Source organism: Rhodococcus sp. Q (assembly GCF_005503035.1).
Lineage (GTDB): Bacteria > Actinomycetota > Actinomycetes > Mycobacteriales > Mycobacteriaceae > Rhodococcus_G.
Genome location: NZ_SCOY01000004.1, coordinates 266,769 through 284,472 on the forward strand (window position 1 = coordinate 266,769; position 17,704 = coordinate 284,472).

The 17,704-nt window shown below is 69.3% G+C and carries 16 protein-coding genes; 8 read left to right on the forward strand and 8 right to left on the reverse strand.

All coding sequences use genetic code 11. The features are described from left to right. Positions 1 to 65: 65 nt before the first annotated feature. From hemE to FFS72_RS06860, 6 genes are all read left to right on the forward strand, one after another. Positions 66 to 1,163 carry a uroporphyrinogen decarboxylase gene (gene hemE / locus FFS72_RS06835; RefSeq protein WP_050066089.1) on the forward strand — a complete coding sequence of 366 codons (1,098 nt, stop codon included), beginning with the start codon at positions 66 to 68 and terminating at the stop codon, positions 1,161 to 1,163. Next, positions 1,160 to 2,512: a protoporphyrinogen oxidase gene (locus FFS72_RS06840; RefSeq protein ID WP_137873219.1), complete on the forward strand. Its 1,353-nt coding sequence runs from the start codon at positions 1,160 to 1,162 to the stop codon at positions 2,510 to 2,512. The genes hemE and FFS72_RS06840 overlap by 4 nt, the downstream gene beginning before the upstream one ends. 4 nt (positions 2,513 to 2,516) lie before the next feature. Next, positions 2,517 to 3,212 carry a hydrogen peroxide-dependent heme synthase gene (gene hemQ, locus FFS72_RS06845; protein WP_050066087.1) on the forward strand — a complete coding sequence of 232 codons (696 nt, stop codon included), beginning with the start codon at positions 2,517 to 2,519 and terminating at the stop codon, positions 3,210 to 3,212. Positions 3,213 to 3,396: 184 nt separating this feature from the next. Beyond that, the gene (locus FFS72_RS06850) at positions 3,397 to 4,530 is read left to right on the forward strand and encodes an endonuclease/exonuclease/phosphatase family protein (protein ID WP_137873220.1); all 1,134 of its coding nucleotides are present in this window, start codon (positions 3,397 to 3,399) and stop codon (positions 4,528 to 4,530) included. Between the two features lie 47 nt (positions 4,531 to 4,577). Then, the gene (locus tag FFS72_RS06855) at positions 4,578 to 6,857 is read left to right on the forward strand and encodes a molybdopterin guanine dinucleotide-containing S/N-oxide reductase (protein ID WP_137873266.1); all 2,280 of its coding nucleotides are present in this window, start codon (positions 4,578 to 4,580) and stop codon (positions 6,855 to 6,857) included. Positions 6,858 to 6,900: 43 nt separating this feature from the next. Continuing rightward, positions 6,901 to 8,169: a serine hydrolase domain-containing protein gene (locus FFS72_RS06860; RefSeq protein ID WP_137873221.1), complete on the forward strand. Its 1,269-nt coding sequence runs from the start codon at positions 6,901 to 6,903 to the stop codon at positions 8,167 to 8,169. Between the two features lie 4 nt (positions 8,170 to 8,173). Here FFS72_RS06860 and FFS72_RS06865 read toward each other — a convergent pair whose 3' ends face one another. The 5 genes from FFS72_RS06865 to FFS72_RS06885 are packed head-to-tail and all read right to left on the reverse strand — an operon-like array spanning position 8,174 to position 13,288. Further along, complete coding sequence (locus tag FFS72_RS06865; RefSeq protein WP_137873222.1) at positions 8,174 to 9,139, reverse strand: L-lactate dehydrogenase; 966 nt, start codon at positions 9,137 to 9,139, stop codon at positions 8,174 to 8,176. 51 nt (positions 9,140 to 9,190) lie between these two features. Further along, positions 9,191 to 9,628 (reverse strand): peptide-methionine (R)-S-oxide reductase MsrB, encoded by a 438-nt coding sequence (gene msrB, locus FFS72_RS06870; protein ID WP_050066082.1) that lies wholly within the window; start codon positions 9,626 to 9,628, stop codon positions 9,191 to 9,193. Between the two features lie 13 nt (positions 9,629 to 9,641). Then, positions 9,642 to 10,883 (reverse strand): glycosyltransferase family 87 protein, encoded by a 1,242-nt coding sequence (locus FFS72_RS06875; RefSeq protein WP_171018579.1) that lies wholly within the window; start codon positions 10,881 to 10,883, stop codon positions 9,642 to 9,644. Between the two features lie 59 nt (positions 10,884 to 10,942). After that, positions 10,943 to 12,511, reverse strand: a complete 1,569-nt coding sequence (locus tag FFS72_RS06880) for an alpha/beta hydrolase (protein ID WP_137873223.1) — start codon at positions 12,509 to 12,511, stop codon at positions 10,943 to 10,945. A 3-nt stretch (positions 12,512 to 12,514) separates the two neighbouring features. After that, on the reverse strand, positions 12,515 to 13,288 hold the full coding sequence (locus tag FFS72_RS06885) for a pyrimidine reductase family protein (protein ID WP_137873224.1): 774 nt from the start codon (positions 13,286 to 13,288) through the stop codon (positions 12,515 to 12,517). Between the two features lie 34 nt (positions 13,289 to 13,322). On the opposite strand from FFS72_RS06885, the gene zapE reads away from it, so the two are divergent. Beyond that, positions 13,323 to 14,336 (forward strand): cell division protein ZapE, encoded by a 1,014-nt coding sequence (gene zapE / locus FFS72_RS06890; RefSeq protein ID WP_137873225.1) that lies wholly within the window; start codon positions 13,323 to 13,325, stop codon positions 14,334 to 14,336. Between the two features lie 78 nt (positions 14,337 to 14,414). Further along, complete coding sequence (locus FFS72_RS06895) at positions 14,415 to 15,473, forward strand: NAD(P)H-dependent amine dehydrogenase family protein (protein ID WP_137873226.1); 1,059 nt, start codon at positions 14,415 to 14,417, stop codon at positions 15,471 to 15,473. Here the strand turns inward: FFS72_RS06895 and FFS72_RS06900 are convergent. Genes FFS72_RS06900 through FFS72_RS06910 form a run of 3 tightly spaced genes read right to left on the reverse strand, consistent with a single transcriptional unit; the run spans position 15,470 to position 17,637 of the window. Beyond that, positions 15,470 to 15,997, reverse strand: a complete 528-nt coding sequence (locus FFS72_RS06900) for a GNAT family N-acetyltransferase (RefSeq protein ID WP_137873227.1) — start codon at positions 15,995 to 15,997, stop codon at positions 15,470 to 15,472. The genes FFS72_RS06895 and FFS72_RS06900 overlap by 4 nt on opposite strands. After that, positions 15,994 to 16,425: a hypothetical protein gene (locus FFS72_RS06905; protein ID WP_137873228.1), complete on the reverse strand. Its 432-nt coding sequence runs from the start codon at positions 16,423 to 16,425 to the stop codon at positions 15,994 to 15,996. Before FFS72_RS06905 ends, FFS72_RS06900 begins: the two co-directional genes overlap by 4 nt. Positions 16,426 to 16,440: 15 nt before the next feature. Beyond that, positions 16,441 to 17,637, reverse strand: a complete 1,197-nt coding sequence (locus FFS72_RS06910; protein ID WP_137873229.1) for an MFS transporter — start codon at positions 17,635 to 17,637, stop codon at positions 16,441 to 16,443. Between the last annotated feature and the right edge of the window lie 67 nt (positions 17,638 to 17,704).

A 17,704-nucleotide genomic window follows, 5' to 3' on the forward strand; every position in this document is an offset into this window, starting at 1 on the left:
GTGGCGGCGGATCTGGCAGCATGACGGACGAGTAGCACGGACCAGGTGACGAAGCGTTGGGACACATGAGCGATCTGGAAGACACGAATTCGGCGATGACCACCGGCGCGCGGTACCCGTACCGCAGGCGCCTCACCGACGCGCCGCTGTTGGCCGCGGCCACCGGCGGGCGGCCGCGACACCGGCCGGTGTGGTTCATGCGGCAGGCCGGGCGGTCGTTGCCCGAGTACCGGGAGATCCGGGCGGGGATCGGGATGCTCGAATCCTGCTTCAACCCGGAGCTGGTCTGCGAGATCACCATGCAGCCGGTGCGCAGGCACAAGGTGGACGCCGCGATCCTGTTCTCGGACATCGTGGTCCCGCTCAAGGCGGCGGGCATCGACCTGGACATCGTCGCGGGCACGGGGCCTGTCGTCGCGAACCCGGTGCGCACAGCCGCCGACGTCAAGGCGCTGCCCCGGCTGCGTGCCGAAGAGGTCGGCGCCGTAACCGAGGCGATCGCGCTCCTGACGACCGAGCTCGGGGACACCCCCCTCATCGGTTTCGCGGGCGCCCCGTTCACGCTGGCGTCGTACCTGGTCGAGGGTGGACCGAGTCGCAACCACGAGCGCACGAAGGCGCTCATGCACTCCGACCCGGCGACGTGGCATGCGTTGCTCGGCGCGCTCGCCGACACCACCATCGCCTTCCTGAAGGCGCAGCTGCACGCCGGTGTCGATGCGATCCAGCTGTTCGACTCGTGGGCGGGTGCGCTGTCGCAGGCGGACTACCGCACGTACGTCCTGCCGCATTCCGAGCGGGTGTTCGCCGAGGTCGCCGAGGCGGGCGTGCCGCGTATCCACTTCGGCGTGGGTACCGGTGAACTGCTCGGCGTGATGGGGGAGGCCGGGGCCGACGTCGTCGGTGTCGACTGGCGGATCCCGCTCGACGACGCGGCCCGCCGGGTCGGTCCGGGCAAGGCGCTACAGGGCAACCTCGATCCCGCGGTGCTGTTCGCCGGCTGGGACGCGATCGAGAAGGAGGTGCGGCGCATCACTGCCGAGGCGGACCGCGCGGTTGCGGCCGGGGCGATCGGGCACATCTTCAACCTCGGCCACGGCGTCCTCCCCGACACCGATCCGGCCGTGCTCACCGACGTCGTGGAGCTGGTGCATTCGCTGTGACCACGGTGGCGGTGGTGGGTGGTGGCATCTCCGGGCTCGTCGCCGCCTACCGGTTGCGGCAGCGCCTCGGACCGGACGCCCGGATCGTGGTGCTCGAGGAGTCGGATCGGTGCGGCGGCAAACTGCGTACCGTCCCGCTCGCCGGTGATCCGGTCGACGTCGGGGCCGAGGCGTTCATCGAGCGGCGTCCGGAGGTGCCCGAGCTCCTCGCCGAGCTGGGCCTGTCCGACCAGGTGGAGCACCCGTCGGGAGCGCGGCCGCTGATCTGGGCGGGCGGGCGGCTGCATCCGCTGCCCACCGGGACCCTCATGGGCATCCCGGCCGGGTCGGAGTCCCTTGTCGGACTGGTCGACGCGCAGACCCTCGCGCAGATCGACGCCGAGCCGACCACCCCGCTGCACTGGGACAGCACCACCGACGTCTCGGTCGCCGCCCTTGTCGGCGCCCGGTTCGGGGACCAGGTGGTCCGGCGCTCCGTGGATCCGCTGCTCGGTGGGGTCTACTCGGGCCTGTCCGACACAGCGGGCGTTCGGGCGACGGTTCCGACGCTCGCGGCCGCGCTGGACGCGGGTGCGCCGAGCCTGACCGAGGCGGTGCGCCGTGCGCTGCCACCCCCCTCGGACGCACCCGTGTTCGGGACACTCCGCGACGGGTACGGCACCCTCCTCGACGCGCTTCGCGAGGCGTCGGCAGCCGAGTTCCACGACGGCACCCGCGCAGCGGGGCTGCGGAGGACCGGCGGCCGTTGGTCGATCGACCCGATCGGCGAGGTCGACGGGGTCATCCTCGCGGTTCCCGCCGACCGCGCCGCGACACTGCTCGCCGACACGGTGCCTGCAGCAGCGACGCAGGCGCGCGACATTCCGCTCGCGTCGTCCGTCGTCGTCGCCATGGCGCTGCCGAAGAATGCTGCACTGCCGAACAATTCAGGAATCCTGGTGGCCACCGGCGAGGACCTCGCGGCCAAGGCGTTCACACTCTCGGCCCGGAAGTGGCCGCACCTCGGCGCGCGCGCGGTCACCCTGGCGCGAGCGTCGTTCGGCAGGTTCGGGGACGCCGCCCTCGTCGACGCCGACGACGAGCAGCTCGTCACCCTGGCGCGCGCGGACCTCGCCACCGTCACCGGCGTCACCGATCAGCCCATCGCGACCTTCGTGCAGCGCTGGCACGGCGGCCTGCCGCAGTACCGGGCCGGTCACCTCGACGTCGTCGCGGCACTCGAATCCGAGATCGCCCTGGTCGACGGCATCGAGGTCGCGGGCGCGATGCTGCACGGCGTCGGCGTCCCGGCATGTGTCCGATCAGCCACGACGGCCGCGACACGGCTCGCGGAGCAGGTGGCAGGATAGGGCCATGGCACGCCTCGATTACGACAAGCTCAATTCCACCCTGCGCTACGCGATGTTCTCGGTGTTCCAGGCCCAGCCCGGAGTCCTCGGTGACGACCGCGCCGCCGCGGTGAAGAACGCCCAGGACTTCTTCGACTCGTACGAGGACACGGACGTCGTCGTCCGCGGCATCTACGACATCGCCGGTGTGCGCGCGGACGCGGACTTCATGATCTGGACCCACGCCGAGAAGCTCGAGGACCTGCAGAAGCTGTACGCCGACTTCCGGCGCACGACGGACCTGGGCCAGGCGAGCGACCCGGTGTGGTCGAACGTCGCACTGCACCGTCCGGCGGAGTTCAACAAGAGCCACGTACCTGCGTTCATCGCGGGCGAGGAGCCGGGCGCCTACATCTGCGTGTACCCGTTCGTGCGCTCGTACGAGTGGTACCTGCTGCCCGACGCCGAGCGTCGCACGATGCTCGCCGATCACGGCAAGGCGGGACGCGGCTACCCGGACGTCCGCGCCAACACGGTGCCCGCGTTCGCGCTCGGCGACTACGAGTGGATCCTCGCGTTCGAGGCGCCGGAGCTGGACCGGATCGTCGACCTGATGCGTGATCTGCGCGCCACCGAGGCTCGCATGCACGTCCGCGAGGAGACGCCGTTCTTCACCGGTCCGCGTGTGTCGGTGGAGCAGCTGGTCAACTCCCTGCCCTGATCCTGCCCCCTGCGGTCGGGACGAAGTCTCGTCGTTACCGACCGCGGGGAGGGCTTTCTGTGTCACTCTCCGTGGTGGACGGCGGTACCCACCTGCAACGGACGCCCGAGGCTTCGCCCGAGGAGTACCGGTGGTGACCGTCGTCGGGTGTACCGGGCACGCCACCACGACGGAGGTATCCACCATGTCGCAGCGTTTCTCGAAGATCACCAGGCGGTTGGGCATTCTCGTCACCGTCGCCGCCGCGTTCGTGGTGGCGGCGCCCGCCGCCGCGGCGCCGAACAACGGCACCCCACCGGGTGAACCGAACAACAAGAAGGTCACCGTGATGACGCGGAACCTCTACCTCGGAACCGGTCTGACCGACATCGTGACCGCACCGACCCTCCCGCAGTTCGTCGAGGCCGTCACCCGGGCCCGACAGAACGTGATCGAGACCGACTTCGCGGCCCGCGCCGACGCGCTGGCCACCGAGATCCAGCAGGCGGGCCCCGATCTCGTGGGTCTGCAAGAGGTCTCGCTGTGGCGGACCCAGACCCCCGCCGATCTCACGGGCACCCCGAACGCGACAACCCCGTTCCAGGACTTCCTCGCGATCCTGCAGTCCGAGCTGGCCGAACGCGGCCTGGCCTACACCGCGGTCGCGACGTCGACCAACGCCGACGTCGAGGCGCCGTACCTGGATCCGGCGGCACCGGTGAATCCTGTGCTGGGACTGCCGCTGTCGGACATCCGGCTCACGGACCGCGACGTGATCCTCGCGCGGTCCGGGGTGGCCACCGCGAACCCGCAGAACGGCCACTACGCCGCGCAGCTCACCGTGCCCACCGCGGCAGGAAGCACCGTCAGCTTCACCCGAGGCTGGACATCGGTCGACGCGACCGTGAACGGCGCCTCGTTCCGGTTCTTCAACTCCCACCTCGAGACCGAGTCCCCGGTGCCCGCCATTCAGGTCGCGCAGGGCGCGGAGGCACTCGGAATCGTCACCGCGAGTCCGCTGCCCGTGATCGTCGTCGGCGACTTCAACTCCGACGCGGCGGGCACGACGACGCCGACCTACGCGAACCTGATCGCAGGCGGACTCGTCGATGCGTGGCCCGCAGCCAACCGGAACGATCCCGGGCTGACGTGCTGCCAGAACGAGTTGTTGACGAACCCGGTGTCGGAGAACACGACGCGGATCGACCTGGTGCTGACCAGGGGGGACTGGCAGGCCAAGAAGGTCTCGACGGTCGGAGCGGCACCGTTCCGAAACGCACCCGCGCCGCTGTGGGCCTCGGATCACGCCGGGGTGGTGGCCGAGCTGAAGCTGAAGTAGCGACCGGTGGCACACTGGCCACCGTGAGTTCGGAGCGGCGCCGGCAGATGGCGCACTGGGGAATGTTCGAGGCCGAGTCGGCGAACGGTGAGGTCACCGCGGTGCACCCGTTCGCCGGCGACGCCGACCCCTCACCGATCCTCGAGAACGCGGTCGGGTCGGTTCGTCACCGTTCGCGCGTCACCGGCCCGGCGGTCCGGCGCGGCTGGCTCGAGGGCGGCCCGGGTCCGTCCGATCGGCGCGGCGCCGACGACTTCGTCGCGGTGTCGTGGGACGAGCTCACGGAACTGCTGGCCGGCGAGCTGCGCCGGGTCGTCGACAGGCACGGCAACCGGGCGATCTTCGGCGGCTCCTACGGCTGGTCGGCGCCGGGACGGTTCCACCATGCGCAGAGCCAGGTGCACCGGTTCCTGAAGCAGTTCGGTGGCTACACGCGCTCGGAGAACAGCTACTCGCTCGGCGCGACCAGCGTGATCATGCCTCGGGTGATGGGCACGCACTGGAAGCTGTTCGCGCGCTCGACGAACTGGGACGTCATCGCCCGCGAGACCGATCTGATGGTGTGCTTCGGCGGCGTCCCCCTGAAGAACACCGCGGTCAACGACGGCGGCACGAGCAACCACCCGACCCGCGGCGCGCTGGACGCGCTGCGCGCCCGCGGCGGGCGGATCGTCACGATCAGCCCTCTGCGCGACGACGTGCACGGTGACGCGCGGTGGCTGGCGCCGCGGCCGGGTAGCGACGTGGCGATCATGCTGGCGCTCGGACACGTCCTGGCCACAGAGGATCTCGCGGATCGCGCCTTCCTGGACAGGTACACCGTCGGCTACGACAAGTTCGAGGACTACCTGCTGGGCCGCAGCGACGGCGTCGCGAAGGACCCGGCGTGGGCCGAGGGCCTGTCCGGGATTCCCGCCGCGACGATCGCGGACCTCGCCCGGCAGATGGCGTCCGGCCGGACGCTGGTCACCGTCACGTGGTCGCTGCAGCGGGTCCGGCACGGCGAGCAGGCACCGTGGGCGGGAATCACCCTCGCCGCGATGCTCGGCCAGATCGGTCTTCCCGGCGGCGGTTTCGGCCACGGCTACGGGTCGATGAACGAGCCGGGCCTGGCGCCGGTGCCGTACCCGCTGCCGACCCTGTTCCAGGGGCAGAACCCGGTCTCCGAGTCGATCCCCGTCGCGGCGATCTCGGACCTGCTGCTGCATCCGGGGGAGCGGTACGACTACAACGGCGAGACCCGCACGTTCCCGGACATCCGCCTCGTGTACTGGGCGGGCGGCAACCCGTTCCACCACCATCAGGACCTCGGCCGGCTGCGCCGTGCACTGTCGCGTCCGGACACGATCGTCGTGCACGACCCGTACTGGACCCCGATGGCCAAGCACGCCGACATCGTCGTGCCGTCCACGACATCACTCGAGCGAAACGACCTGTCCTGCACCCGGAACGACCCGCTGATGGTCGCGATGCAGGCAGCGGTTCCGCCGTACGCCGACGCCCGTGACGACTACGACACCTTCGCGGCACTCGCACGCCGTCTCGGTTTCGGTGCGCAGTTCACGGAGGGGCGAACGTCGGCGGAGTGGATCGAGCACCTGTACGAGCAGTGGCGCGGCTTCGTGCGGGCCGATGGCGGCGAGGCACCGCAGTTCGACGAGTTCTGGGCGCGTGGACACGTCCGGATGCGCACCGAGGACGGCCTGACGCTGCTGGAGGACTTCCGCGCCGATCCGGAGCGCAACGCGTTGCGGACACCGAGCGGGAAGATCGAGATCTTCTCCAGCGACATCGACGGATTCGGCTACGACGACTGCGCGGGGCATCCGACCTGGTACGAGCCTCAGGAGTGGCTCGGCGGGCGGCGTGCCGAGCAGTTCCCGCTGCACATGATCGCGAACCAGCCGAAGACGCGGCTGCACAGCCAACTGGACCACGGCGCCACCAGCCAGGCGTCGAAAATCCAGGGGCGCGAACCGATCCGGCTGCACCCCGACGACGCCGCGGCGCGCGGCATCGCGGCCGGCGACGTCGTGCGGGTGTTCAACGACCGCGGCGCCTGCCTCGCCGGGGCCGTACTCGACGACGGACTGCTCGTCGGGGTCGTTCAACTGTCGACGGGCGCCTGGTACGACCCGCTCGATCCGTCCGATCCGAATTCGATGTGCGTGCACGGAAACCCGAACGTGCTCACGCCCGACGTCGGGACGTCGCGACTGGCGCGCGGCAGCACCGGGCAGCACGTGCTGGTCGAGGTCGAGCGGTTCGAGGGTGAGGTGCCGCCGATTCGTGCGTACGAGCCGCCGACAGTTCGTTCACATATGTGAACCACCTCACATCCGGCTGTGGCCCCGCGTAGCGTGAAAGCCCATGAACCGTAAAGCCGTACCTGGCCGACTGCTGCGGGTCACGGGCGTCGTGGTGACGCTGACCCTGTTCGCCGGAGCGTGCTCGGACTCCGACGACGCGTCCTCGGACGCCACGTCCACGACGGCCGGCACGGCCGCAACATCGTCGGCCACCTCGGATGCCGGTGCCGTCAAGCCCGTCGATCAGGCGGGGCTCGAGGCCGCGCTCGAGGAGGGAGCGAAGGAGTTCCTGTTCCCCGGTGCGGTCGCGCTGCTGCGCACTCCGTCGGGCACGATCACCGCGACGTACGGCACCACCGAACGCGGCGGCGGTGACGCCGTCGCGCTGGGGGACCACATTCGGATCGGTTCCAACACCAAGACGTGGACCGCGACGGCCATCCTGCAGCTCGCGCAGGAGGGGCAGATCGCGGTGACCGACCCCGTGTCGAAGTACCGCCCCGACGTCCCGAACGGCGAGAACATCACCATCGCGCAGGTCCTCGACATGCGGTCCGGGCTCTACAACTACAGCGAGACCCCGGAGCTCAACGAGGCACTCGACAACGACCCGGGACGCGTCTGGATGCCGGAGGAACTGCTCGCCCTCGGGCTGTCGCAGCCGCCGTACTTCCCGCCCGGTGGCGGGTACCACTACTCGAACACCAACTACGTTCTGCTCGGTCTGATCGCAGAGCAACTCGACGGCAAGCCGCTCGCCGAGATCTACCGTGACCGCATCATCGGTCCCGCCGGTCTGACCAGCTCGTCGTTCCCCGAGCCGACGGACACCTCGCTTCCCGATCCGTACTCGCACGGCTACTTCTTCGGCACCAACATGCTCACCCTCACCGATCCGGCGTTGCCCCAGGACATGCAGGCCCAGGCGATGGACGGCACCCTCGCTCCGACCGACGTCACGAACAACAACCCGTCGTGGACGTGGTCCGCGGGCGGCGGAATCTCGACCGCCGAGGACCTCGCCACCTGGGCGGAGGCGCTCGCGGGCGGCAAGGCGTTGGACGCCGACATGCAGAAGCAGCGGCTGGCCAGTGTTCAGCCGACGGACCCGTCCAGCCCCGAGGCGGCGGGCTACGGCTGGGGCATCGCGAAGATGGGGCCGATGTACGGGCACACCGGCGAGCTGCCCGGCTACAACTCGTTCATGGGTTCGGACCCGGAGAACGGGGTCACGCTGATCGTGTGGGCGAATCTCGCGCCCGGCGCGAACGGGCACGATCCGGCCTCCACGATCGCGAAGAACCTCATCGACGAGATGTACGCCGGCTGAGGTGTCACAGTCCGAGCGCGCGCTGCACGCCCCGCAGCGCCTGCGCGGACGCCCGCAGGCCCTCCGCCTCACCGCCGGACAGCGGCACCTCGAGCACCCGCGTGGCGCCGCGTCCGTCGACGAGGGTCGGCAGCGACAGGCAGACCCCGTCGATGCCGTACGCGCCGGTCTGCACAGTGGACACGGGGAGCACGCGATGCTGGTCGCGCAGGACGGCCTCGACGATCCGTGCCGTCGACAGGCCGATCGCCAGATTGGTGGCGCCCTTGCCCTCGATGATCTCGTAGGCGCTCCGCGTCACCTCGGCCGACAGCTCGGCGCAGGCGTTCTCGTCGAACACCGGGCCGGCGCCGACGTCGTAGCTCAGGGCGGGCACCCCGCCGATCGTCGCGCTCGACCACAGTGCGATCTCCGAATCGCCGTGCTCGCCGACGATGAGCGCGTGCACGTTCTCGACGGCCACGTCGACGCGCTGGGCGACCAGGAATCGCAGCCGACCCGAGTCGAGGACGGTGCCCGAACCGAAGATCCGGGGCGCGAACTCCGCACCCGCCGTGCGTACGGCCGCGTACGTGACGATGTCGACGGGGTTGCTCACGAACACGATCACAGCGTCAGGAGAGAGGTCGAGCAGCGCCGGGGTCAGTGCCTGGACGAGTTCGACGTTCGCGGCGGCGAGGTCGAGTCGCGACTGTCCCGGGCGCTGCTTCACGCCCGCGGTGACGACGATCAGGTCCGACGCCGTGGTCACCGCGAGGTCGTCGGCCCCGTCGATGACACATGCCGGCGCGAACTGCGTCCCGTGGTTGAGATCCAGCACCTCGGCTCGGACCTTGCCCGCGTTGGTGTCGTACAGCGCGAGTGAATCCGCCGACCCGCGGATCAGACACGCATACGCAACCGCGGTGCCGACGCTGCCTGCGCCGATGATGGACACCTTCGACTTACGCGACGCCCTCGTAGCGGTCATGGACAAATCGTCCCCGCCTTCGGCGCTCGGCGCAGTGCGAGCCGGGACGACCTACCCCGTTTGCGTCAGGCGCAGTGAGATCGAGTTGATGCAGTACCGCTGGTCCGTCGGCGTCGGATAACCCTCGCCCTCGAAAACGTGCCCGAGATGGCTGTGGCAGTTGGCGCACAGCACCTCGACACGGCGCATTCCCAGGGAGTCGTCGGCACGCAGGATCACCGCGTCCGAATCGGCGGGGTCGAAGAACGACGGCCACCCGCAATGCGACTCGAACTTCTCGGTCGACGTGAACAGCAGCGCGTCACACGCGCGGCAGTGGTACTCGCCGACGGTCTTCGTGTCGGTGTACTCGCCGACGAAGGGACGTTCGGTACCCGCTTGCCGAAGCACCGCGTACTCCTCGGGTGTCAGCTTCTCGCGCCACTGCGCGTCGGTCAGCTCGAACCCGGGCTTGCGGCCCGCAGCAGTGTGCTCAGAATCCGGGGTCATGAGACCACGCTACTCAGGACGCGACGGGAACGGCTTCCCGCTCCGGTTCGTCGAACGCCGGATCGATGCCTCGGTCGAGGCGACCCTCGCGTTTCGCGGTCAGGTACCGGGTGACGAGCACACCGCAGATCACGAGCAGCAGCAGGCTCCAGCCAAGTGTGGTCTTCATGTACTCGGCCGCCCGCCCGGTCGCTGGGAACCGGCCCGACAGCCAACTGTCCAGGGACATGAATCCGTACACCGCGAGCCAGGCCGGCCAGTTCCGCATCACCGAGTTGCGCAGCACCACGGTCATCAGCAACGGCAGCAGCATCATCGAGTAGTACATCTGACCGAGCGAACCGAGCAGGAACGAGCCCGCCATGAGAACGCCGGTTGTGGTGGTGAGGAAGAACAGGCGGTCCTCGCGGTAGTACCGGTAGAGCAGCCACAGCGACACCAGCACCACCACGGCGAAGACGCCCCTGAGTCCGAAGATCAGCCAGGTCGGCAGGTTGTAGTAGGCGCCGTTGCCGACGATCGCGGAGTTGAAGTAGTCCCGCGACTCCATCAGGTACGGCAACGTGTGGTGCACGAACTCCATCGGGTCGACGGCCAGGGGCCACGCGACCGCAGTCAGGACCAGCGGGACACCGACCGCCGTGACCAGTGCGCGCCACTGCTTCGTCACCAGCGGGAGCAACAGCAGGGGGGCCAGTACGGGTTTGATCGCCAGCGTCAATCCGATGGCGACGCCCGCCCATGCGTCACGCCGGCGCAGGAGAAGCAGCAGGAACGCGACCTCGCCGAGCAGGACCACACCGTTGACGTTGGTGAAGACCAGTGTGTTGGTGACCGTCTCGCTCGCGAACATGCCGAGGAGCAGGATCGGGGCGGCGATGGAGTCGAGTGCCAGACCGAACATGCGCAGCAGCAGGTAGCCGGCGATGATCACGGCGACCGCGTTGCCGAGGATGAACAGCCACCGGGACCGCTCGGGGTCGATGATCGCGATCGGCGAGAGCAGCAGTGTGCCGCTCGGCGCGTACAGGTAGTGCGGGTCCACCCAGTTGAAATTGGCGGTGTACACCGGCTGTCGGTTCAGGAAGGCCAGCGCGGCGTTGTACACCGGTGTGAAGTCATCGGTGCGCGCCCCGTTCACGGCCTTGACCAGCACGCGGTGCAGGACCGTCATGATCGCGAGCGGCCAGAGCGCGAACTTCACCACCTCGGCGGTGGTGCGGGCGGTACGCGGCTCGAGCTGTCGAAGGAACACCGTGGCACGGTACCCGACGCGTCGCCTCCGCCGCCCCAAGACGCCGCCCGGATTCGGGCTCAGCCCGGACACGCACCGCCGTCGGGCGGCAGAAGGCCGGTGTCCGCGTACCCGGCGATCGCGAGTTGCACGCAGTCGGAATGCGTGAATGCGGGGTGACCCGACCCCAGCCAGACAATGGTCGCCGTCGGAGTGCCGACGGCGCCGAGGGCACCCGACGCCGACGCCGACCCGTCACCGCCGACCGGATCGGCGGCACCGGCAACGATCATCGTCCCGACGGTGTCGGTATCGGGCCCCGGCGGCGGCGGAGTGCTCGGCCAGGACGCACACAGCAGCATTTCCAGCGCCGCCTCCGGTCCGAACACCGGATACCGCTGTCCCCAGTCGGTCATCAGTTCCCGGACTCGTCCCGGCGTCGGCCACTGGTCGCCGTCGGAGCACCGCGCGATGAACTGACCGTCGGTCCGGATCGCGGCGACCGCGGTATCGATCCGTGCCTGCAGGGGGCCGGTGTCGCCCGCCGCCGCGGCGGACAGGGTGTCGGAGAACTCACGAATCCCGGCCTGAACGTCGGGGCGCGGCGAACCGACGAAGTCGGTGATCGCGATCAGCACCGCGTTCGCGGACACCGTGCCCAGTTCGCCGTTGCGGGCCCGCTCGACCAGGTTCGTGATCGCGCCCAGCGGATCCGCCCCGAGCGAGCACTGGAGCGCCGCGCACTGCCTGGCATACGAGGCGAGAGCCGCCTGCCTGCCGCGGACCACGGATTCGGTGGCCGTCGCGGCGTCCGACCGAACCACCGACGGCGAGTCGAGGACGAGCCGTCCCAGCGACTCCGGGTGCTCGGCCGCGTACGCGAGGGCGACGTCGACGCCGCTGCCTGCGGCGATCAGACCGATCCGGTCGACGCCCCACATCCGTCGGATCTCGTCGAGATCCCCGGCGGCATTGAGGGCATCGAAGGAGAGTTCGTGCGGTGCCAGGAAGTCCGAGCAGACCGTCGTGGCATCCCGCCCCAGTGCGAGGACGGTGTCCGCCTCGTCACCACCCGGCGCCGGGGGCGGCGTGAACTGTCCGAGGTCGATCATCGCCTGCCGAGGCATCGTGGTGGTCGTGCTGTTGGCGCACTCGATCGCCGTGGACGTGCCGATGCCGCGGCGGTCCACCGCCACCAACGGACGCGACGGCAGCAGTGATCCGACCGGTCCGGTCGCGAGCGCCGCCAGCGTCGACGTCGACGAACGATCCGCTCCCGTCGTGAGGACGAGGGGCGCGACGTCGGTCGGAGTCTGGGGCAGCCTCGCGCGCAGGACACCGAGGGTGAACGTGCCGCGCATCAACTCGTCCGGGTCGACAGGCGTCGTCAGTTCCGCACACTCGAGGACCAGCCCCGGCGGACCCGGCGGCAACCCCAGGACGGCCACCGTCGTGGTGGTGCAGTCCCGCCAGTCGAGGTCGTGCTGCGGTACCGGCAACTCGGCTGCACCGGTGGGGACGTCACCCGTCGTCGAGGCCGGGGCACCTTCCTGTTCCTCGACGACCGCGACGTCCGGTCGGATGCTCGGCCCCGCGCTGCACGCACTGCACAACGCGATGACCAGTGCCGCCAACCCCAATGTGCGCATGCGTCACAGCCTGCCAGGTCGCTCCCTCACCCAGCGGGTCAGGATCGTGCCGTCGTCGTCGGCGAGCACGTGAGCGCGTCGCATCGGCCTGGGTGAGGACGACGGGGACGACGCGATCCGTCCCGCACTTCCCGCAATGAGCATCGGTGACGTCGTCAGACACAGTTCGTCGACGGCGTCGTCCCGCAGCAATTGCCCGAACAGGCTCGGGCCGCCCTCGCAGAGCACGCGATTCAGGTTTCGCTCCGCAAGCGAGGCCAGCAGCGCCGAGGTCGGGACGGCATCGTCGTCGACCCTCACCACGTCGGCGCCGGCCGCGACGAGTGCCTGCACCCGGTCCTCGGGTGCGGCCCGGCCGGTGATCACGATCGGTGGCACATCCGTGTCCGTCAGGAGCCTGCTTCGGGGGTGGATGTGCGCGCTGGTGGTGACGACGGCGATCGGGGGAACCGACGCCTGACCACGGGCGAGGCGGCGGTCCCTGGTGGCGGCGTCGGGTTTCGCGCCGCCGTAGTTCTCGGATCGGACCGTGCCCGCGCCCACGACCACGACATCGGCGAGCTCGCGCAGAAGTGTGAAAAGCCGCCGATCCGCGGGCGTGCCGAGTGCCCCGGATGTACCGTCGGACGTGACCGCACCGTCGATACTGGAGACGAAGTTCATTCGGATCCACGGCGAGCTCGGATCCGTTGGGTAGGCGTACAGCTCGCGGATCTCGTCGTCGTGTAGCCGGCTGTGAGCTGTTGTGAGGAATCCCTCATTATCGATAGCGCGCATAGTGTCGATAACAGCACGTAGATACGCTGTTTACATGCCGCAGCGCCTTGTCGATCGCAATCCCGTGGTCCACGCCGACCAACTGATTGCCCAGATGGTCCCGCCCGCCATGTTCGACGAGGTGAGTTTCGCCTCCTACATCCCCGATCCGAACGAACCGAGCCAGGCCGCTGCGGTCGCCAAGGCCGAGGAGTTCTCGGGCAAAGTTGCGAAGATCCGGGCCGGCGGACGCCGCGGCCTGTTCGGCAAGAAGGCGCCCTCCACCGGCGCTGGCCTCTATCTCGACGGCGGGTTCGGCGTCGGCAAGACGCACCTCCTCGCGTCGATCTTCCACAGCTCGCCCAGCCCGAAGGCGTTCGGTACGTTCGTCGAACTCACCCACGTCGTCGGCGCGCTCGGCTTCAACAACGCCGTCGAGCAGCTGTCCTCGCACAGTGTGCTGTGCATCGACGAGTTCGAGCTCGATGATCCGGGCGACACGATGCTGGTCTCGCGGCTGCTGACCGAACTGTCCGCGCGCGGCGTGTCCATCGTCGCGACGTCGAACACCCTGCCAGGCCAGCTCGGCGAGGGTCGCTTCGCGGCCCAGGACTTCCTGCGCGAGATCAAGAAGCTCGGCTCGATCTTCGAGACCATCCGCGTCGACGGCCCCGACTACCGCCACCGCGACCTTCCGCCCGCCCCGGAGCCGATCTCGTCGGAGGATCTGCGCGAGCGCGCGGAGGCGACACCCGGCGCCACCCTCGACAATTTCGACGAGCTGTGCGTGCACCTGAGCACCCTGCACCCGTCGCGGTACAACAAGCTGATCCAGGACGTCACCGCGGTGTTCCTCGACGGCGTGCACCCCGCACAGGACCAGTCGGTGGCACTGCGTCTCGTGGTCCTCGCGGACCGTCTCTACGACGCCAGCATTCCGGTCACCGTGTCCGGCGCGAAGCTCGACGAGATCTTCACCCCCGAGATGCTCGCGGGCGGCTACAAGAAGAAGTACCTGCGCGCCACCTCGCGTCTGCTCGCGTTGTCGCGTTTCGAGGTTCCGGCCTAACGCATCCGTGAGTCCTTTCGCTCCGCATCGGGGCCAAAAGGACTCACGCATGTCGGAGTCGCCCCTACCATCTGCGCCATGACGTTTCGTGTGGTGCAGTGGGCGACGGGTGGGGTCGGGACCGCGGCGATCCGGGGGGCGCTGCTACATCCGGACATCGATCTCGTCGGATGCTGGGTGCACTCCGACGACAAGAACGGCCGCGACATCGGCGACCTCGTCGGAGGAGCACCCGTCGGTGTTCGCGCGACCACCAGCGCGGAGGAAATTCTCGCCCTCGATGCGGACTGCGTGATCTACACGCCGCTCGTCGCGGACAAGAAGGTCGTCGCGGCGCTCCTCGCGTCGGGGAAGAACGTCGTGACACCGCTCGGCTGGTTCCGGCCGTCCGAGCGGGACGCCGCACTCGACCGGACGGCCCGCGACGCCGGAGTCACGTTGCACGGCACCGGCATCGACCCGGGTGGCATCACCGACCTCTTCCCGCTGGCACTCTCGGCGATGACGTCGGCGGTGACGTTCGTGCGGGCCGAGGAGTTCTCGGACCTGCGCGGCTACGCTGCGCCCGACGTGCTGCGGTGGATCATGCGGTTCGGCGGCTCGGTGGAGGAGGCGCAAGACGGTCCGATGCTCGGCCTGCTCACAGGCGGGTTCACGCAGTCGCTCCGGCTGATCCTCGACGGCATGGGATTCGACCCCGACGCCGAGATCCGCACCGGCCACGACATCGCGGTCGCCACCGCGCCGATCGACAGTCCGCTCGGCGTCATCGAGCCAGGAGCCGTTGCGGCGCAACGGTTCCAGTGGGATGCGGTGATCGACGGCAACTCCGTCGCGCGGGTCGCCGTGAACTGGTTGATGGGGGAGGAGAACCTCGATCCGCCGTGGACGCTCGGGTCCGCAGGCGAGCGCTACGAGGTCGAGATCGAGGGCACCCCGAGTTCGCTCATGACCTTCACCGGCTTCAACTCGGATGCCGTCGAGAAGGTGGGTGATCCGAATCCCGGCATCGTCGCCACCGCCAACCACCTCGTGAACTCGGTGCCATACGTGTGCCGCGCCGAACCCGGAATCAAGACGTACCTGGACCTGCCGCTGATGGCCGGTCGTGCGCACCCGAAGCTGGCGGCCCGCTAGAACGTCCGCTGCATCACGAAGTCGTGGTGCAGTTGGTCGCCGACCTGGAATCGTTTGGTGCCGACGCGTTCGAAGTCCTGCTTCGTGTAGAAACGCTGGGCACGGACGTTCTCCTGGTTGACGCCGAGCCACAGGCCCGCTGCGCCCCGCGAGCGGACGCGCTCGATCGCCGCGTCCATCAGCATGTGCGAGACGCCCTCGCCGTGGTGGTCGGGCAGGACGTACAGCTTGCTCAGCTCGACGGTGGGGAGGGCGGTGACCGCTGTGCGCACATCGGCGTCGGTCACGCCGTCGACGAGCATCGCGTATCCGACGATCCGGTCGGCGACGACGGCCTTGAGCACCGCACGATCGGAGGCCTCGAGGTACTCGGAGAAGCGGGCGCTCGACAGCACGGTTGCGAGGAAGTCCGCGACGTCCTCGGTGGTGACGGACGGCGGACAGGCGAGCGGGAAGGTGACGGCGGCGACGGCCGCGAGTTCGGCGGCGTCGGCCTGCGTGGCGTCGGCAACGGTGACGGTCACAGTCGACTCACCGCGTCCTTCGCTTCGCGCAGCCCCATGCCGGTTCGGTCGCGGAGCATCTTGGCTGCCCTGCCGGGATGCCCGGCGGCCTTGAGGCTCTTGAGTTCCGGTTCGAGCTCGTGCCAGTCGGCGGGGGGATTGCCCGCTGTGGGCACCCACTCGCCGCGCTCGACGGCGTCGACCGCAGCCTTGGCCGCGGCGAGGCCGAGACCGGTTCGCTCCCGCAGCACGGTGATGGCGTGCACCTTCTTGTGGTCGGCGACGAGCCGTTCGACGCGGTCCCTGGTGTCGAGGTCGAGGTTCGCGAGGAGGCCATGTGACGACGACTGCTTTTCCGCGGACTGCGAACGCCGCGTCAGAAGCCACGTCGTCAGAACCGCAAGGTCCACGAGAATCAGCACCACGATGAGCCAGCCCCAGTTCGGCATGGGCTCAGTCAACCACTAGGCGGTTCGGTCGGCGGACTCCGGTACCTCGCCTGCGATGGCCACGTGTGGCCGGAACGCGGGCGCCAGGACGATCAGCAGGATCGCGAACGCGAGTGGAACGAGGAAGCCGACTCGTAGGTTCGACACCGCCGCGACAGCACCGACGACGCCGCCGCCGATGACGGTCCCGGCGTAGTTGAACAGGTTCAGGCGTGCGATGACGGCGTCGGTCTGCTCCGGCGGTGTGAGATGGCCTGCGGCGCTGAAACACAGCGGTGCGACGATGGGCACGCCGAGACCGACGACGAGGAATCCCGCAATCGCCATGGCCGGGCCGGTTGCCGTCACGACGACGAGCATGCCGACGGCGCCGATCGCCGCACCGACGCGGACCACTGCGATCTCGCCGTACCGGCGGACCCAGAGGTCGCCGGTGAGGCGCGAGACGAGTCCGGCACCCTGGTAGGCGGCGACGCCGAGGGCAGCGGTGCTCGTGCTGGCCAGTAGCACGTCCGTCAGGTAGAGCGCGGACCAGTTGCCGACGCTGAAGTCGATCGCGAAGAACAGTGCCATCGCCGCGCCGAGCGCGAGGAACGGCCGCAGCGGCACGGACAGGGGGGTGGTCGGCGCGATGACGTGTTCGTGCCCGGTGACGAGGAGTCGGGGACCCAACGCCACGGTTCCCGCGGCGACGACCGCGGCCCCGATCAGAAGCGTCACGCCGAGCCCGACGTCGAGGCCGGCGCAGACCGAGACGAACAGCGCGCCGATGATGGCGCCGACGCTCCACACCGCGTGGAAGGACGACAGAATCGAGCGCCCGTAGCGGTGCTGGATTGCGACAGCCTGCATGTTCGCGGCGGCGTCGACCATGCCGAGTCCGATTCCGTACACCGCGAATCCGGCGAAGAAGGCGACGACTCCCTGGGACAGTGCGATCCCGACACCTGCAGCCGCGACGACCGCCAGTCCGAGCCGGAGCGTCGTCCGGCTCGAGGTCCGGGTCGCGACGAGTTCGGCGATGACACTGCCGACGCCTGCCACCAGGGACACGGTCACCACCGCGATGACGATGGTGGTGTCGGAGAATCCGAACTTGTCCTTGATCTGGGGGAGTTGGGTGAGCAGGACCGCCAGGAAGAAGCCCTGCAGCGCGAACGCCGTTGCGGCCGCCACACGGGCGGTGCGCGAAACTGAAGTGGGTTCGGTCATGTCCTGTGTCGGTACTTTCGCCGGGCCCGCGTGGGCGTGTCCACGAATTCAAGCATCACACTGGACG

Coding starts and splice junctions, on each gene's coding strand:
- hemE (WP_050066089.1), top strand. CDS start 66: ATGAGCGATCTGGAAGACACGAATTCGGCGATGACCACCGGCGCGCGG.
- hemQ (WP_050066087.1), top strand. CDS start 2,517: ATGGCACGCCTCGATTACGACAAGCTCAATTCCACCCTGCGCTACGCG.
- FFS72_RS06850 (WP_137873220.1), top strand. CDS start 3,397: ATGTCGCAGCGTTTCTCGAAGATCACCAGGCGGTTGGGCATTCTCGTC.
- FFS72_RS06855 (WP_137873266.1), top strand. CDS start 4,578: ATGGCGCACTGGGGAATGTTCGAGGCCGAGTCGGCGAACGGTGAGGTC.
- FFS72_RS06860 (WP_137873221.1), top strand. CDS start 6,901: ATGAACCGTAAAGCCGTACCTGGCCGACTGCTGCGGGTCACGGGCGTC.
- FFS72_RS06865 (WP_137873222.1), bottom strand. CDS start 9,139: ATGACCGCTACGAGGGCGTCGCGTAAGTCGAAGGTGTCCATCATCGGC.
- msrB (WP_050066082.1), bottom strand. CDS start 9,628: ATGACCCCGGATTCTGAGCACACTGCTGCGGGCCGCAAGCCCGGGTTC.
- FFS72_RS06880 (WP_137873223.1), bottom strand. CDS start 12,511: ATGCGCACATTGGGGTTGGCGGCACTGGTCATCGCGTTGTGCAGTGCG.
- FFS72_RS06885 (WP_137873224.1), bottom strand. CDS start 13,288: ATGCGCGCTATCGATAATGAGGGATTCCTCACAACAGCTCACAGCCGG.
- zapE (WP_137873225.1), top strand. CDS start 13,323: ATGCCGCAGCGCCTTGTCGATCGCAATCCCGTGGTCCACGCCGACCAA.
- FFS72_RS06895 (WP_137873226.1), top strand. CDS start 14,415: ATGACGTTTCGTGTGGTGCAGTGGGCGACGGGTGGGGTCGGGACCGCG.
- FFS72_RS06905 (WP_137873228.1), bottom strand. CDS start 16,425: ATGCCGAACTGGGGCTGGCTCATCGTGGTGCTGATTCTCGTGGACCTT.
- FFS72_RS06910 (WP_137873229.1), bottom strand. CDS start 17,637: ATGACCGAACCCACTTCAGTTTCGCGCACCGCCCGTGTGGCGGCCGCA.